Below are 14,616 nucleotides of genomic sequence, written 5' to 3' on the forward strand. Positions count from 1 at the left end.
TTATGTAAACTTAATCCTGAAGTCGTACAAAAGGTATACAATCATGTATAATGGAACAAGTGAATTGGAGGTATACATAAAATGAAATCACTTGTATTAGCAGAAAAGCCAAGTGTAGCACGTGATCTTGCGCGCGTACTTGGCAGCACACAAACAAAAAAAGGGTATATTGAAGGGCCAAAGTATGTCGTAACATGGGCACTTGGTCATTTAGTTGAATTACAAACACCAGAGGATTATGATAACCAATATAAAACATGGCGATTAGAAGATCTGCCAATCATGCCTGAGAAAATGAAATTGAAAGTAATTCGTAAAGTGAGCTCTCAGTTTCGCACAGTATCCGATCTAGCAAAAAGAAAGGATATTGGAGAGTTAATTATTGCGACTGATGCCGGGCGTGAAGGAGAGCTTGTAGCCCGCTGGATTATGGAAAAGGTACGCTGGAACAAGCCGTTTAAACGCCTTTGGATTTCGTCTCAAACGGATAAAGCAATTCGTGATGGGTTTAAACAGTTAAAACCAGGAAAAGAGTTTAACCGCTTGTATGACTCAGCGGTTTGCCGTTCAGAAGCTGATTGGCTTATCGGTTTAAACGTAACGAGAGCGTTAACGACTAAATACGAAGAACCATTATCGGCAGGAAGGGTCCAAACACCGACCCTTGCGATGATAATTGAGCGTGAACAGGTAATCAATACATTCAAACCTAGTGAATATTGGACGCTTACAGCTCAGTTTTCATCTTTTGAAGCACCTTGGCAAAAGGGCAATGAAAAGCGCATTTTTGATGAAAAACGCGCAAAAGAGCTGCACTCAAAATTATCAGGCGAAGCAGTTGTAAAAACAATTAAGCGCAAAATGCATAAAGAAGCGCAGCCGCTTCCTTATGACTTAAACGAACTGCAGCGGGATGCTAACAAACGCTTTAATTTCTCTGCTAAGAAGACATTAAATGTACTTCAAAAGCTATATGAACAGCATAAGTTAGTCACATATCCACGTACTGATTCCCGTTATTTAACAACAGATATGGTTTCTACTATGAAAGAGCGTTTGGAAAGCATCTCTGCTGTATATAAAGAAGAGGTTCGTCCAATTTTAAGAAATGCACAGCTGCCAAAGCGAGTGGTTAATAACGAAAAAGTAAGTGATCACCATGCTATTATCGTGACAGATCAGCCTGTGTTTTTACAGGACCTATCAGCTGATGAACGAAAGCTGTATGACTTAATTGCAAAGCGATTTATTTCATTATTTTATCCTGCATATGAGTATGAAGTGGTTAAAGCAGAGCTTGAAGTAAACGGGGAACAGTTAGTAGCAAGCGGAAAGCAAGTCGTGAATGCAGGCTTCAAAAAAGTTTCTAGTGGAGACTCAGAAGCAACGGTGAAGCTGCCTGATATGGAAGAAGGCAGCAAGCTGCTTATTCAAGATGTAACGATGAAAAGTGCATTTACAGAGCCGCCGCAGCGCTATACAGAAGCGGATCTTCTTGGACAAATGGAAAAACATAATTTAGGTACCCCGGCAACACGTGCAGATATTATTGAAAAACTTCTGCAGAATGAATCCATTGATCGCCAAAACAATCGTCTGCACGCAACCAAAAAAGGGAAGCAGCTGATTGACCTAGTAGCAGATGAGTTAAAGTCGCCTGAGCTTACGGCTAAGTGGGAACGTGACTTAGAAGCAATTGCTAAAGGAAAAGGAAATGCAAAAGAGTTCTTAACAAATATTCGCGAACAAACAGAAAAGCTAGTTAAGCAAGTCAAAACAAGTAATCAAACGTACAAACCTCATAATTTAACGGGCTCTAAATGTCCGGAATGCGGTTCTTTCTTGAAAGAAAAGAAAACAAAGCAAGGAAGGGTGCTCGTTTGTTCAAGTCTTGAGTGCAGCTATAGACGCGCAAAAGACCCTAAACTATCAAATCGACGCTGCCCACAGTGTCATAAGCGAATGGAAATTCACTCAGGAAAAGCGGGTACGTACTTCCAATGTCGTTCATGTCAAGTAGTGGAGAAAGCTGAGGACAAAAAGAAAAAGATTTCGAAACGAGAAGAACGAAAGCTTCTTAACAAATACAATGATGACGGAGCATTTGGTTCAAGCTTGGGTGATGCTTTAAAACAAGCCCTTCAAGATAAAAAAGATAAATAATGTAGAAAAGTGCGATACCACGGTATCGCACTTTTTTCGTATAATATGGATTAAGTGATGAGTAAGTAAGGTGGAGTGGAACAATGAAAAGAAAAAGCAGGGGAATGGATCGTTTAATCGCGTTCTTTATAGTAGGAGCGATGGTACTAATCATTTTAGCGATACTAATGGTAAGCTATTTTTTTGGTTTTATAGGCTTCCTTAAAGTAATGGGAGTGGAATATGAGTCCTACTGGGCCATATGTTTATTTCTATTTTTAATTTTTGTATTTGGCTCTATCACAGAGCTTTTTTCAAAGGCACTCATTTTTTTAATGAAGAATGCCAGACTGAATAGAGTACTATTTATAACATCTGCAGCTTTTGTGGATATATTTTTTACTTTTCTATCAGTTTATATAGCAGACTTGCTTGTGAGCGGCATCACTGTATCTATTTTAGCGGTGACTCTTTTATCCGTCTGATTTTTTTTGATGGAGAGTGCATTGGATAGTGAATTTCTACGTAAAAAAACAAGCTGATGAAGTTTCTCATCAGCAGCGCATCAGCAAGAAAAGCGCATCATATCAAGCTTCAACGCTATTTAAAGGACTCTGTAACATATTTTTTTAAAAAAGTATGTGATTTTTTTCACATATCTCTTGAAAAAGGACAAACATGTTTGTATAATAAGAATTGTAAAAGATATGTGAAACATTTCACAATATATGTGAAAAACTTCACAATATCATATTTTCTATAATCCTAAGGGGGATATCATCTATGAAAATTGCAGTAGTAGGGTGTACACATGCAGGAACGGCAGCAGTAAAAAATATGGCAGAACTTTATCCAGAAGCTAAAATTACAGTTTATGAGCGAAATGATAATGTTTCATTTTTGTCTTGTGGAATTGCGCTCTATGTAGGCGGGGTCGTAAAAGATGCAAAGGGCTTATTTTACTCTTCACCGTCTGAATTGCAAGAGATGGGTGTAAATATGAAAATGAAACATGAAGTTACGAATATTGATACAGATGGTAAAAAAATAGCTGTACGAAATTTAGAAACCAACAAAGAATTTGAAGATACATTTGATAAACTAGTGATGACAACTGGATCATGGCCGATTATTCCAAACCTTGAAGGCATCGATTTAAATAATGTTGTGCTTTGTAAAAACTATCAGCATGCTAATCACATCATTGAAAAAGCGAAGCAAGCGAAGAAAATAGCCGTAATTGGTGCGGGCTATATTGGTGCAGAGTTAGTAGAAGCATTCGAAGTGTATGGAAAAGAAGTGACGTTTATTGATAGTGCTGATCGCATTTTAAATAAATATCTTGATCCAGAATTTACGAATTTAATGGAAACTGAGTTTGAAAATCGAGGAGTTAAATTAGCATTAAACCAAGCGGTTACTAAATTTGTAGGCAGTGAGGGATCTGTTGAAAAAGTAATGACAACTGCTGGCGAATACGAAGCGGATCTTGTTATTCTGTGTGTTGGCTTCCGTCCAAATACAGACTTAGTAAAAGGACAAGTAGATATGCTTCCAAACGGCGCAATTGTGGTTGATGAATATATGCAAACAAGCAAAAAAGATATATTTGCTGCCGGAGATAGCTGTGCCATTTACTACAATCCGATTAAGAAACATGCCTATATTCCGCTTGCTACCAATGCGGTTAGAATGGGAACATTAGTAGCTCAAAACCTTGTTAAGCCAACGATTAAGTACATGGGAACACAAGGAACGTCAGGCTTGCATATTTATGATTACAATGTTGCATCTACCGGCATAACAGAAACAGCAGCTTCTCTTTTTGATATGAATGTGAAAAGTATCACAATATCAGAGAATAACCGACCTGAATTCATGCCAACGTACGAAAATATTACGTTAAAAGTAGTATATGAAGAAGAAACAAGACGAATTGTAGGCGCACAGGTTATTTCTAAAATTGATGCTACTCAAGCAATCAATACATTGTCTGTATGTGTACAGCAGGAAATGACGATCGATGAGCTTGGCTTTATGGACTTTTTCTTTCAGCCGCATTTTAATAAGCCTTGGCATTTCTTAAACCAAGCAGGACTTCAAGCGCTTCAAGCATAAAAAAAGCAGGTGACTACCTGCTTTTTTTATGTGGATTTTATTATTTTTTTTATTTTAGCAGGTCTAAAGCAGATCCAGCCTATAGTAAGGAGAATAAAAGGATAAAAAGCTCCTACGAAAAAACTATAGGGAATCCACGTTTCGGCTAACCATGTTTTTTGATAGAAAATGCTTGGATAAACAATAATGGAAAAAGTCATAACGATTAATCCCATCGGTAACGTTAAAAAACGGGTTTCAGCAATGTTAAAAATTTGACACACTCCAGCGATGGAAGCATGAAAATAATTAGTGTTATATTTTCCTGGAAAATAATCACTTATACTGAAGTTGCATTCTTTATGAAAGTTTTTTGGATTTCTATCCATTGCTAGAACGCCGCTTTTTATTTTGAATAAACCCGGCAATTAAAAGGAAAAGTGGATATAAGATGCCTACAAGTAAGCTGTAGGGAATCCACGTTTTTGTATCCCAATCCTTTTGATAAGAAACGCTTGGATACACAATAAGGGAAAGGGTAATCATAATGAACGCGACTGGAAAAGAAAATAGCTTGTAGTCCTTTATATGAAATACATTGGCAAACCCCAAAAGAGTAGCGTAAAAGTAAATGCAAAGCTTAAAAAAGAGAGTAATAAACCACAAAATAGCAATGACTACTTCAATTCCTTGAAGAAAGTTTCCTACATCAATTCTTCTTCCTAATTCATAGCTTGGAAACATGGTGATTTGGGAGTAATAAGGACCAAGTACTAGAATTCCGAGTAAGATTAACGTCACCATCACTAGTCCACCGGCTATATTACCTACATAAAAAGATTGAGTTGCCTTTTTCATGTCTGGCGTGTGTGAAGGGAAAATCATAAGCAGAATGGTATAAGTCAAAGAACTGATGCTTAAAAACGTTAAAACAGCACGAATAAAAGCTTTTGGATGGATTTCCAACACAGGCTGAATATGCTCTATTTTAATTTGAGGGATCATAGACAAAATAAGAAGGCCGAATAATCCGACAAACCAAGGAAATAAAATCTCGGCACTTCGTGCAATCACTTCTATTCCTAGGCGTACTCCTACGATGACGACACCCATAAATGCAATGTGGATGGCTGTTAGCGGCGTGTAGGGAAGGATTTGAGTGGTAAGAAAATTTCCTACATAGTAAAGAACTTGACTGCTGATAAATAAATTAGATAACACTAAAACAGCAGAAACAATCTTTCCAAATAGTTTGCCTAAAATTTTTTCGTTCATTTCCATCAGCGTAAGCGTGGGAAACATTTTTCCTAGTGAGGTGAAAAGCAAAACTAAGCCAATTCCTGATGCTACGCCGAAGAGTGATGCAATCCAGGCATCTTGATGAGCATCAGCTGTAATAGCGGCAGGTACAACAATAATTGTGCTTCCGATGCTATATAAAGTTACTAATTTGCGAAACTGCGCAGCTGAAATATTGATTTCATTAAGCAAAATGAGCACATCCTTTTGCCATATACACTAATTAAGTGATCCAACGGAATAATAAGTGACTTAAAGGTTGAAACATTACTTCTACCCAATCAGAAGGATTCGGTAAAGGCAGCCGAAAGATTTTTGCAAGAGCGATTATGATACTGATTGTCATGAATACCATAAAAATGTTCCGTTCCTTTTTATGAGAGTGTTGAGGTAATCTTTTTGTTTCCATCCATATAATCCCTGCACAAATGATCAAAAAGAAAAGAAACAAGTGCATGCAGTCAACCCCAATACATTTTTTCGTTCAGATAAGCTATTCGTATGATGTCCGCTAAAGAAAGTGATTATACATTTTTGTAAGATATAGAAAGCATTTCAGGAGATAGAAGATATTTTTTAGGGCTCTTATATGATTGAGGGATTTGTTATGAGGAATATTCATTTAGCTTTAACCTATTGAAGCGTCGTATGAATAAGTAGAAAAATGCCACACTAAAGAGTGAACAAATGGAAAGGAGCACTATGATGAAAAAATACCCATACAATAAAGGTAAACAACAATCGTTTCAAGCAGCGCAGCAGGGGCATAAAGAAGCAGTAGATGCATATGAACAGGCAAATGAAGCTAAAAATGATGCATCGTACGGCCATGAAGCGAAGCAAGCAATAGGTGAAGTGAATGAAGCCTCTCAGCAAATTGAGAATGCGCTTGAAAATGCTTCTGAAACACAGCGTCAGCGTTTAACAGAGTTTCAGCAAGATATAAAAGATATGGAGAACGATCTTAATCAATAAAAGAGCCGCTGTTTTACTTAGGCAGGTTCAGAATAGAGAGTATAAATTGTAAAAGCAGAAGGTAATGAACTTCTGCTTTTTTTGTCGTGTAAGCAGTATTTACGCTCATTTTTTAATCTAAATGAAGGCTAAATAAATTTCCACCCATACATATACATATTTTGGGGCATTAAGGGTATAGAGTAGTAATTTAATTAAGGAGGATGATTATGAAAGCAGTAACTTTTCAAGGTGCAAAGGATATCCAAGTAAAAGAAGTAGAAGATCCATCTTTGAAGAAAAAAGACGACATTATTGTTAGGATTACATCTACAGCTATTTGCGGTTCGGACTTACATATCTACCAAGGTGCTCTCCCTGCTGAAAAAGGATACGTTATTGGCCATGAACCAATGGGGATTGTAGAAGAAGTGGGTCCAGAGGTAACAAAAGTAAAAAAAGGAGACAGAGTAGTTTTACCGTTCAATATTTCGTGCGGGACCTGTTATTATTGTCAGCATGATTTAGAAAGTCAATGTGATAACTCTAATCCTAATAAGGAAATCGATACAGGAGGATACTTCGGGTTCACTGAACGATACGGAAATCATCCAGGAGGACAGGCTGAACTATTACGTGTTCCCTTTGGGAATTTTATGCCATTTGTAATTCCGCCCTCCTGTGAGCTTGAAGATGAGGCATTGTTATTTATGTCTGATGTTCTGCCAACCGCTTATTGGAGTGTAGAAAATTCCGGAGTTGGACCTGGGGATACAGTAGTGGTTCTTGGCAGCGGCCCCATTGGATTAATGACTCAAAAGTTTGCATGGATGAAAGGTGCTAAACGGGTCATCGCTGTTGATAACGTTCCATATAGATTAAAACGAGCTAAACAAATGAATAACGTAGAGTGCTTTAATTTTGATAAATACGACGATATGGGAAGCTATATTAAAGAGGTAACCGGTGGTGGAGCAGATGTTGTAATTGACTGTGTAGGAATGGATGGAAAGAAATCACCAGTAGAAGCGATTGAACAGAAACTCAAGCTGCAAGGAGGAACGTTAAGTGCTATTCAAATTGCACTAAAAGCAGTAAGGAAATTTGGCACAATTCAGCTAACAGGTGTATATGGATCAATATATAATATGTTTCCTCTTGGGAACATTTTTGAAAGAAACATCACTTTAAAAATGGGACAGGCTCCAGTAATTCATTACATGCCAGAATTATTCAAAAAAATTACAGATAGGGAGTTTGATCCTACAGAAATAATTTCTCATAAAATCCCTCTTGATCAAGCGAGTGAAGCTTATGAAATGTTTAACAATCATCAGGATGAATGTACAAAAGTTATCTTAAAACCATAATTAAGCATATATCTCCTTAAATATGTATAAAGAAAAAATTGAGAATTATTTTTACAATAATCATATCTATTTGAAAGAGGCTGGAACAAAAGCATGTTATTTGAAGGAAGATCCGAGCACGTTTGATTCTTGATGGAGAATCGAATGCGTTCGGATTTTTTTATTGATAGTGTAAACGTAAGTTTCGTGTATATAATTGCTTCTAGCTGTTGTTTGGGAGGAAAGGCGAAGACTTGCACGGAAATCAACAGTGGTGTAACAAATAATCCATCATTCCATTCTTATTTTAAAAGGTATAGAAGTTAAAAAAGTAAGAATCCTAATAAAAACAGAACGATAAGAATGGAAAGGGATTGTGACAGGAAATATGCTAATAAACATACTAATAATGATTGTCGTATTGTACTTCATATATGTATTCGCAACTGCAGTGGTACTGTTTTATGTCCCTTTGCATAAGGGAAAAGACCTAAAAGTAATGAATACTGAGAATTTTTACGGGAAGAAAGAATCCACAGATCGAGTTATGCTTTTGGAAAACGGTTATCTTTCAGGGCTTGTTCGGATGCAGATGATTCAAGAAGCGAGGCATACAATTGATATTGCTTACTTTTCCATAGGTAAAGGTCGTTCTTCGGATTTACTTATGGGCGCTTTATTCGAAGCTGCGGATCGAGGTATACGTATTCGCGTGCTGTTAGACGGGATCTCTCATGGGTTAAAAGGCAAGAGAAAAAATGTTCTTTATGCTCTAGCTTTCCACAATAATATAGAATTAAAGTACTATGAGCCCTTCACTATTTTTAAACCTTGGACATGGCATAACCGTCTTCACGATAAAATAATAGTAGTCGATGGTCAATTAGGTATTAGTGGAGGACGAAACATTGGAGATAAATACTTGGCCAGTCAACCAGATAAAAATTTTGTCTATGACCGTGATGTGCTAATTTATAACACAAAGCAAGAAAGTTATAGTGTCATTGTCTCAATGGAGAAGTATGTAGAGAAATTATGGAACCACCCGTATACCCGAAAAGCTTTTCCAAAGCTCAAGAAAACTAAACAATTTCGGGGCCTTTCAGGCAAGAAATTGTTAATAGATCAATACGAAGAGGCAAAAAAAGTAAATGAACCTTTTGTCCACCCTTATATTGTATGGAGAGAAGCAACGATGCCTACAAGAAAGGTTTCTTTTATTACAAATCCTATTCAACGAATGAATAAAAGCCCTTTTATATGGAAAACATTTATTAAGCTTTCCCAACAAGCTGAAAAATCCATTGTTGTTCAAAGCCCTTATATCGTACCAACAAAAGAGATGGAACAGTATATAGATAAGCAAGTAAAACCAAAAGTGCAAAGAATTATTTTAACTAATTCTATTACATCCACTCCAAATGCTATGGCTTTTTCTGCATACTTGGGAGTGAAGAATCGCGTTATAAAAGCTGGTTCAAAGCTTTATGAATATCAAAAGCCTTATTCAATTCACGGGAAATCTGTTGTTTATGATCAGCGTTTAAGTGCAGTTGGTTCTTTTAACTTAGATTCACGTTCAGTATTTTTAAATACTGAATCTATGGTTATGATAGATAGTGAAGAATTTGCAGCCGAGCTAACAGGAGCTATTGAAACTAAAATTTCTCACAGTGCGCTTGTAGGAAATGAGGGAGAACCTGTTGATCTTAATACGGATTCTCAAAAAAATGTCCCCCCTGTAAAGTCTGCACTCCTACATATCCTTTCGGTCTTCACGCGATTTTGGAGACATTTTGTATAGTTCCGCACTGTGCCTAAAAAAGGCTTTTACTGAAAATCAATGGTAGAATTAAGAGCTACTGCAACTGGCGGAGGGGAGTATAAAAAGCTGTGATATGCCTCACAGTTTTTTGAAATCGCTAGTACTAGTCATGATTCTTAAAAAGCCCTATTGACGAAATTTTATATATGTTTTATTATAATATAGCGTCGTTAATAAACGAGGTTCTTTTGAAGAAATGATTTCTAGGGGCATAGTTTAAAGGTAGAACTACGGTCTCCAAAACCGTCAGTGTGGGTTCGATTCCTACTGCCCCTGCCATTTTGGAGTTATCTTTTAATTCACACGCGGGTGTGGCGGAATTGGCAGACGCGCTAGACTTAGGATCTAGTGTCTTATGACGTGGGGGTTCAAGTCCCTTCACCCGCATCTTTACTTTCATATACGCGCGGAAGTAGTTCAGTGGTAGAACACCACCTTGCCAAGGTGGGGGTCGCGAGTTCGAACCTCGTCTTCCGCTTCTTTTCAAAAGCAGTTTGCATGTGCAAACTGCTTTTTTTGTTGTAGAAATAAAGATTTTGACGATGCTGTTTTTAATCAGAAATAGTTTATTAAAGCAGTGCTGCTTATACGTGTTGTTTTCGTGAATATACACATAATATTGGGGTTACATTAAAAGCTAATGAACGATACGTGAAGACATCTAATATGGTCTTTAAGATAGGGGAGAGTCCTATGGAATCTAGTTGGTTTTCAATTATACCGTTTTTAATTGTTATTCCAATAGCTATTTTCACCAAACAAGTGCTGCCAGGGTTGTTTCTAGGCTTATTAGTAGGCGCTTATTTGGTTGATCATTCGATTGTCGGAGGTGTTGAAAAGCTACTTCACTACATTGTACAAGCTCTTAGAAATAAAAGTAATATAGAAATCGTCGTCTTTTTATACGCATTTTCAGGGCTTATCGGAATGATTAAGATGGCTGGAGGAGTGAAGGGTTTTGTAGAAACAGCTGCAGAAAGAATTGATACAAGAAAAAAAGCTCTTATTTTAACCTATGTTTCAACCATTGGAACATTCAGTGCTCCCACATTTCGTTTTGTGACGATCGCGCCCATTATGAGAGCATTACTCAAAAAGGTGAAAATGACGACAGCAGAGCTAGGGTTTGTTATTGAAACAACTGCTACTCCTGTTATCGTCTTAATTCCTGTGGCAACGGCATTTGTAGGGTATATGGTCTCAATCATTCAAATGGCAATTGATCATCAAGGCATAAAACAAGACGCTTATTCTTTGTTTATTCAAAGCATTCCTTATAACTTCTTTTCGATTGTGATTATTTTAGTAGGGATTTATTTCAGCTTTTTTCATCATTCAACATCTACGGCTCCTATGAAGCTCGAGGAAGAAGACGAAAAAGATTGGCATGATTGTCATCCTTGCGTGTCGAAGGATTTGCCTTCTAAGCCTTGGAATTTGTTAGTACCTTTACTTGTTGTGATTTCACTTACCTTACTTTTAACATGGTGGAGCGGGCATCATAAGAGCCACAGCTTTTTTGAAGCATTTATTAAAGCAGACGTGTTAGAAGCGATGGTAGTAGCTTTAATTATCACTACGTTAATTACCCTCATTTTTTTCTTGTTTCAGCGCTTTACATTACAGAATTTGCTTAATGGTTTTATCACAGGAGGCAATGACTTAATGTCCGTTATTCTGCTGTTATCGGTAGTATGGGGATTATCCGCTGTTACAGAAGACTTAGGTTTTTCAAATTTTGTGACGGCACATTCTAAGTGGATTCCTCAAATGTTTGTCACTCCGTTCATGTTTATCTTTGGAGCCGCTATTTCTTACTTTATCGGATCTGCTTGGGGAACGTGGGGGATCTTAATGCCGCTTGGCATATCGCTTGCAAGTTCTGCAGATCTTTCTTTGCCATTGATTATCGGTGCGGTGTTTGCGAGCGGTTCATTTGGAGCGTTTTCTTCACCTTTAAGCGACGATACGAATACCATCGCCAAAATATTAGATTTGTCGGTTATTGAATATGCCAAGTATAAATTAAAGCCAGCTTTAATTGCAGCGGGAATAACAGTAGCTTTTTATCTTGTTGTATCTTTCTTGTTTTGAATGAGGGAAATAGCCATCTAGTATCAATTTTTCATTTTTTTCAGCTTAAAGTATGCATACAGTCCTAATGATAGGCACACTAGCATGATACAAGTAAGCGGAAATAAGATGGTATTAACAAAATGATCATAAAACCATATATACAAAAAAATCACCTCGATAAATTAAGCCATTTTTCTATTTATTAGAGATACACGATCTGTGTTGCTTCTTCCTATTTTTCAAAAAGGCGATATTCAGAAGCAGTATGGGTACGATAGAAAATAGCGGCATATGTAAAAGAAATCTCGCTACGTGTAACCCTTCATAAAGATGTTCTTAAAAATTACTAGCAATAGTAATCGACAAAAGCAACACAATGATGCGTAAAGGATACGCTAGTTGTGAAGGAGATTTAATTTTAAATAAAGTAGCTGTACCTATTAATAAAGGTAAGGTTCTCAGACAGCAGATTCTTAAGAGAAGACTATGTTTGTTCACTGCTTGTTTGATTTGCCTGAGATCGAAGATTATTTTTAGATTTTTGATTTTTAAAGAACGAAGGCATAAATGAAAGCACCCTTACTATATACTATAGTTTTTATTAATTTGACCAAAAACCGTATAGTTATATAATTTTTAACAAAATATCTTTTGCATGGCAGTAAATAAAAATGACGAACCTATGAGGTAAGCAATAATTAGGTGAAGAGTGAAAATGATGAAGTTATTGGAGTCAGCCTGCTGCTATTTGGATCACTGCTCGCTCTTTCTGTAGGAATTGATCTTTTTCAAGGAACGAACGTACTGCAGGCACTATACCATGCTTTAAGCCCGTTTTGTGTAAATGGAAGTGGCCGAACTATTTGTCCTTTTTTCTCTTTTGTTTTTCTTTTTCGCGGAGTCACTTTATCTTGTTTTAAAGAAGCGTCAGCAAAAGCAATAGTAACTTGGTGCAAAGAGGTTTTTATCTCTTCACTATCGAAACAAGCGTATAGAAAGATAGCTTTGAGATAGGGGAGAACCACATGAACATTGAGACTAACAGGTTATTAATACGCAAATTTAACTATGAAGATTGGCAGGAGGTCTACGCATATACATCTGATGCTAATGTCATGAAGTACATACCAGAAGGTGTTTTTAGTAAGGATGATGCGAAGAAATTTGTAAATGAAAATATGAAAGGAAACGTTAAAAACTTTCCAGTTGTATTAAAAAATGAAAACATCATAATTGGTCATATCGTCTTTTTTAACTATTTTGGGGACCATACTTATGAAATTGGCTGGGTATTTAATGCTCTCTATCATCAGAAAGGATATGCTTCAGAAGCGGCAAAAGCAATAGTGGACTATGGTTTTAACACAATGAAACTGCATCGGATTATTGCTACTTGTCAACCAGAGAATACGTCTTCTTATCGTGTTATGGAGAAAATCGGGATGAGAAGAGAAGGTTATTTTAAAAAATGTATTCCAACTGATAAAGGATGGTGGGATGAATATTATTACGCGATTTTAAAAGAAGAGTGGAAATGAGCTTTACTTTTACGGAATTGCATTTTCCAAGTTGTAAAGACGAAAACAAGCCCAATTTTAAAAAAATGAGCAGAACAGCAAACCAAAACGTCTAGGCAGACATACAATAAGATATCCATGAGAAACACCCCATGTTTGAACCTTCTTTGTTTTAGCAACAGAAAATTACGTTGAAAGGGAGTGCTTGTATGTCTAATGCTGGATGTGGATTTGGTTCTGGTTTCGCTTTATTAGTTGTATTATTTATTCTATTAGTAATTATCGGATGTAGTTGTTATAGCGGTGGTTATGGTGGCGGATACGGCTGCTAATTATATCACAAAAAAGCCTAAAGGATACCCTTTAGGCTTTTTTGTGTTCATTATAAAAAGCTGGAAGAGATGATTAATCAGCAGGCTCAGTATCAACATGCGATTCAATTTTCTTCTCTTTCGGCAATTGGTCAATAGAAGCCCAAGGCACGCGGCGAGGCTTATATTCAATCGCATCAGTAGAGTAAATGGCCACGCTTACGACTCCTCCGTGTACCTGCGCTCGAATCAACAAAGGATCACTATACGTATTTTTAAAGTGAAAGTCAGGTCCATACCAGCTGACGGTAGCGTCTCGTCCAGGAGGTACGTAGGAAACGCTGCGGCTGTGTGAATAACGCTGTGTAATCGTTACGCCAGCGTTATCAACGGCGTTAAATAAAGTAGAAGAAACTTGGCAAATTCCTCCTCCAACTCCTTCAGAATACTCTCCTTTTACAATGATTGGCGCACGCATATACCCTTTTGCTGCCGTTCTTTTTCCAACGGTTTGATTAAAAGAGAAAACTTCCCCAGGAAATATAACGCTGCTGTCTAGTGATTCAGCCGCAAGAGAAATATTGTGAGAACGATTTTTATTATGAGGGTTAAATACTGTATGATAATGACCGATTTGCTTAATTCGAATCGTTGCAAGCAGCTCCTTATCTACGCGAGGCGGAATAGGAAGCGTCGGGATTTCTAATGTTGACGTACCGCCGTTAAAAAAATAAGTATAAAATTTCTCCGCAAAATCTTTATGATATAGTTTGACACCCGCTTGCTCAGGAACAATTTGTCCGCTTTTATCAATGCGGGCATTTATGGGCTCTCTATATGTCTTTTTATCCAATTCTTTTAGAAGAAGATTGTATCGATCATGATCAACCATAGGGACAGGAAGAAGAGGTACGGCCACTTTGTCCCGTTCAATCCGTTCAATTGGTTTACCGTCATGAGTAATAGATAGGTGGTCTTGTGTAGAAAGAGGTTGAATGAGCATTAAAAGTCCAACCATCCAAGTGAAATTCATATCATATACCTCG

General features: G+C 37.1%; 13 protein-coding genes, 3 tRNA genes and 1 pseudogene. 13 read left to right on the top strand and 4 right to left on the bottom strand.

Going from position 1 to position 14,616, the window contains the following annotated elements:
- Positions 1-81: 81 nt before the first annotated feature.
- The 3 genes from AC0C45_RS20550 (at position 82) to AC0C45_RS20560 (ending at position 4,260) form a co-directional block, all read left to right on the top strand.
- Positions 82-2,163 (top strand): DNA topoisomerase III, encoded by a 2,082-nt coding sequence (locus AC0C45_RS20550; protein WP_237894009.1) that lies wholly within the window; start codon positions 82-84, stop codon positions 2,161-2,163.
- Between the two features lie 83 nt (positions 2,164-2,246).
- Complete coding sequence (locus AC0C45_RS20555; RefSeq protein ID WP_472928681.1) at positions 2,247-2,627, top strand: YrvL family regulatory protein; 381 nt, start codon at positions 2,247-2,249, stop codon at positions 2,625-2,627.
- A 298-nt stretch (positions 2,628-2,925) separates the two neighbouring features.
- The gene (locus AC0C45_RS20560; protein ID WP_047932114.1) at positions 2,926-4,260 is read left to right on the top strand and encodes an FAD-dependent oxidoreductase; all 1,335 of its coding nucleotides are present in this window, start codon (positions 2,926-2,928) and stop codon (positions 4,258-4,260) included.
- A gap of 26 nt (positions 4,261-4,286) precedes the next feature.
- Here AC0C45_RS20560 and AC0C45_RS20565 read toward each other — a convergent pair whose 3' ends face one another.
- A complete protein-coding gene (locus tag AC0C45_RS20565) occupies positions 4,287-4,628 on the bottom strand; it encodes an Asp23/Gls24 family envelope stress response protein (RefSeq protein WP_047932113.1) in 342 nt (113 codons plus the stop codon).
- The gene (locus AC0C45_RS20570) at positions 4,621-5,739 is read right to left on the bottom strand and encodes a GerAB/ArcD/ProY family transporter (protein ID WP_237894010.1); all 1,119 of its coding nucleotides are present in this window, start codon (positions 5,737-5,739) and stop codon (positions 4,621-4,623) included. The genes AC0C45_RS20565 and AC0C45_RS20570 overlap by 8 nt, the downstream gene beginning before the upstream one ends.
- A gap of 504 nt (positions 5,740-6,243) precedes the next feature.
- Between AC0C45_RS20570 and AC0C45_RS20575 the strand changes: the two genes are divergently transcribed.
- From AC0C45_RS20575 to AC0C45_RS20605, 7 genes are all read left to right on the top strand, one after another.
- Entirely contained in the window at positions 6,244-6,513 is a 270-nt protein-coding gene (locus AC0C45_RS20575; RefSeq protein WP_472928684.1) for a hypothetical protein, read from the top strand.
- 209 nt (positions 6,514-6,722) lie between these two features.
- Positions 6,723-7,862, top strand: coding sequence for a zinc-dependent alcohol dehydrogenase (locus AC0C45_RS20580; protein WP_016764018.1), 1,140 nt, complete (start codon positions 6,723-6,725; stop codon positions 7,860-7,862).
- A 388-nt stretch (positions 7,863-8,250) separates the two neighbouring features.
- Positions 8,251-9,645, top strand: a complete 1,395-nt coding sequence (locus AC0C45_RS20585; protein WP_047932111.1) for a phospholipase D-like domain-containing protein — start codon at positions 8,251-8,253, stop codon at positions 9,643-9,645.
- Positions 9,646-9,871: 226 nt separating this feature from the next.
- Positions 9,872-9,945, top strand: a tRNA-Trp gene (locus AC0C45_RS20590).
- A gap of 26 nt (positions 9,946-9,971) precedes the next feature.
- Positions 9,972-10,053 (top strand) — tRNA-Leu (locus AC0C45_RS20595).
- 19 nt (positions 10,054-10,072) lie between these two features.
- Positions 10,073-10,144 (top strand) — tRNA-Gly (locus tag AC0C45_RS20600).
- Between the two features lie 215 nt (positions 10,145-10,359).
- The gene (locus AC0C45_RS20605) at positions 10,360-11,760 is read left to right on the top strand and encodes a Na+/H+ antiporter NhaC family protein (protein ID WP_257063390.1); all 1,401 of its coding nucleotides are present in this window, start codon (positions 10,360-10,362) and stop codon (positions 11,758-11,760) included.
- A 177-nt stretch (positions 11,761-11,937) separates the two neighbouring features.
- Here AC0C45_RS20605 and AC0C45_RS20610 read toward each other — a convergent pair.
- Positions 11,938-12,186 (bottom strand): annotated as a pseudogene (locus AC0C45_RS20610) (spore gernimation protein KB); the annotation flags it as partial.
- A 258-nt stretch (positions 12,187-12,444) separates the two neighbouring features.
- Between AC0C45_RS20610 and AC0C45_RS20615 the strand changes: the two are divergent.
- From AC0C45_RS20615 to AC0C45_RS20625, 3 genes are all read left to right on the top strand, one after another.
- Positions 12,445-12,756 carry a YczF family membrane protein gene (locus tag AC0C45_RS20615; protein WP_306437891.1) on the top strand — a complete coding sequence of 104 codons (312 nt, stop codon included), beginning with the start codon at positions 12,445-12,447 and terminating at the stop codon, positions 12,754-12,756.
- Between the two features lie 11 nt (positions 12,757-12,767).
- A complete protein-coding gene (locus AC0C45_RS20620) occupies positions 12,768-13,280 on the top strand; it encodes a GNAT family N-acetyltransferase (RefSeq protein WP_034652275.1) in 513 nt (170 codons plus the stop codon).
- A gap of 188 nt (positions 13,281-13,468) precedes the next feature.
- The gene (locus AC0C45_RS20625; RefSeq protein WP_013056948.1) at positions 13,469-13,591 is read left to right on the top strand and encodes a YjcZ family sporulation protein; all 123 of its coding nucleotides are present in this window, start codon (positions 13,469-13,471) and stop codon (positions 13,589-13,591) included.
- Between the two features lie 73 nt (positions 13,592-13,664).
- On the opposite strand, the gene AC0C45_RS20630 is transcribed toward AC0C45_RS20625, so the two are convergent.
- Positions 13,665-14,603, bottom strand: coding sequence for a VanW family protein (locus AC0C45_RS20630; protein WP_257063387.1), 939 nt, complete (start codon positions 14,601-14,603; stop codon positions 13,665-13,667).
- Positions 14,604-14,616: the final 13 nt, after the last annotated feature.

Source organism: Priestia sp. VA7 (genome assembly GCF_055710015.1).